Origin of the sequence: Bacillus thermozeamaize, from assembly GCA_002159075.1 — a bacterium.
GTDB classification, from domain to species: Bacteria; Bacillota; Bacilli; order ZCTH02-B2; family ZCTH02-B2; genus Bacillus_BB; species Bacillus_BB thermozeamaize.
On sequence record LZRT01000026.1, the window covers coordinates 1 to 1887 of the forward strand.

Genomic DNA, 1887 nt, shown 5'->3' on the forward strand with positions numbered 1-1887 from the left:
AGGCTACCCAGATCAGTCCCAATACGATCCGGCTTGAAGGTACCAACTTCAAGAAGGGCGTAACGTTGGTCAGCTACAATGAGGCTGCTGGCATTGCCGACGATCACGGCAACAAGGTGAAGTCCTTCTCCAACAAGAGAGCGGAATAATCCTCCGGAAATCACCGCAAAGAAGCCCGAGCAATCGGGCTTCTTTGTATTTCTCCCCCGAAAATTTGAAGTAGCTTAGAAGCACAAAAAGGGCGTGTCCCTGTAAACCACCCAGGGGGTGGAAATATGTGGATAATCTTATGCGGTATGATTGACGGGTTCAAGCATTACGTTATAACCTAACGATTGCAGCTTCCGTAAGGCCTGTTTCGCAATCTGTTCACGCCTGCGTTCTTCGTAATATTGAGGACCGAGTTCATTGTAGATTTGTTTATCTTTCAGGAGATGGTAGACAATGACCAAAATCCGATGCGCCACGGCCACCGCCGCCCGGTTGGCTCCACGCCTTGCAGCAATGCGATGATACAGGCTGGATAAATACGTGTTTTTCGTTCGGGCCGCCGCACGTGCGGCCTCAACGAGAGCACGACGTAACTTCGGGTTACCTTTGGTCGTTCTCCCAGACTTTCGTTTCCCGGCGCTTTCGTTGTTCCCTGGAGCAAGCCCTGCCCATGAGCAAAGATGTGCGGCTGACGGATAGCGGCTCATATCGGTTCCCGTTTCGGCGACGATCTGTTCCGCTGTCCGCCGGGCCACCCCGGGAATGGTGTCCAGCCGCTCCAGGGCTTCCTCAAAAGGGAGCATACGCCTTTTGATCTCCTCGTCCAGCTGTTGAATGAGCCTATCCAGTTCATCAATGTGCCGCAGTTGGGTCTGGAGCATCAATCGTTGGTGTGGACCGATCAGCCCTTTGAGGGCGCGCTGAAGATCTTGCTTCTTGTTCTTCAGACGCCGAAGCGCAAGCTCCGACAACGCTTGCGGATCGTCGTTGCCTGCAATAAGAGCTTCGAGCATGGAACGGGCGGATTTGCCGAGAATGTCGCTGGCCACGGACGACAGCTTGATATTGGCGCCTTCCAGCACTTTTTGGATCCGATTGACTTCTCGCGCCCGTTCGTCGATCAGACTGCGGCGGTATCGAATTAACTCACGAAGTTCCCGCTGGTCGCGAGGCGGAATGAAGCTGCCTCGGAGCAAGCCGTGTCGTAGTAACGAAGCGATCCACTCGGCATCTTTAACGTCGGTTTTTCGTCCGGGAACATGCTTAATATGTTGGGCGTTAACGACCAAGGTTTGAATTTCTTCCGTCTCCAACAGGTTGTAGACCGGTTTCCAGTAAGAACCGGTACTCTCCATGGCGGCGTGGGTACAACCTTTGCTCTTGATCCAGTCCACCATCATGAGCAGGTCGTCGGTCATCGTCGAGAAGGTGCGGATTTCCTTCTCATTCGGCGTGAGGATACAGGCCACAACGGTCTTTTTGTGGACATCGAGTCCGCAAACATGGCTGTAGACAACATCCATGGCGTTGAAACTCCTTGCGGCTTGAAAGATTGAGGGCTGGTGCAACGACCACACATGGATCATTCTACCCCGCGTGCTTCCCGAAGGAGCGACAATCTGTGGTGCACCTGGTCGTTGGGATCCGTCTAAGAGTCGGGCTCGCAGCACCAAGGAACAACGACCTCCCTTCACCAGCCGCAAGAATATTATACTGTGGGGAAACCGTCATTTTCATCATCTGATGGTGCCGCGTCAGCGGCATGGGGGTCTAAGGATAACCTTTAGTTTACAAGGTAAACAAAGTCAGGAGCGGGGGCTATACTGAAAGTGCTTTCATAAATTTTTGTCGGAAAGGGGCTGTAAATCATCATGGTGAGACGATGGCTTGTGGCGA

At 53.0% G+C, this 1887-nt stretch carries 1 protein-coding gene; it reads right to left on the reverse strand.

The annotated features are described in order from the left end of the window. Nucleotides 1-287: 287 nt before the first annotated feature. Nucleotides 288-1514, reverse strand: a complete 1227-nt coding sequence (locus BAA01_11985) for a transposase (GenBank protein OUM89999.1) — start codon at nucleotides 1512-1514, stop codon at nucleotides 288-290. Nucleotides 1515-1887: the final 373 nt, after the last annotated feature.

Bases quoted from the DNA above. Each gene is read 5' to 3' on its own strand.
- BAA01_11985 (OUM89999.1), bottom strand. From the start codon at position 1,514: ATGGATGTTGTCTACAGCCATGTTTGCGGACTCGATGTCCACAAAAAG.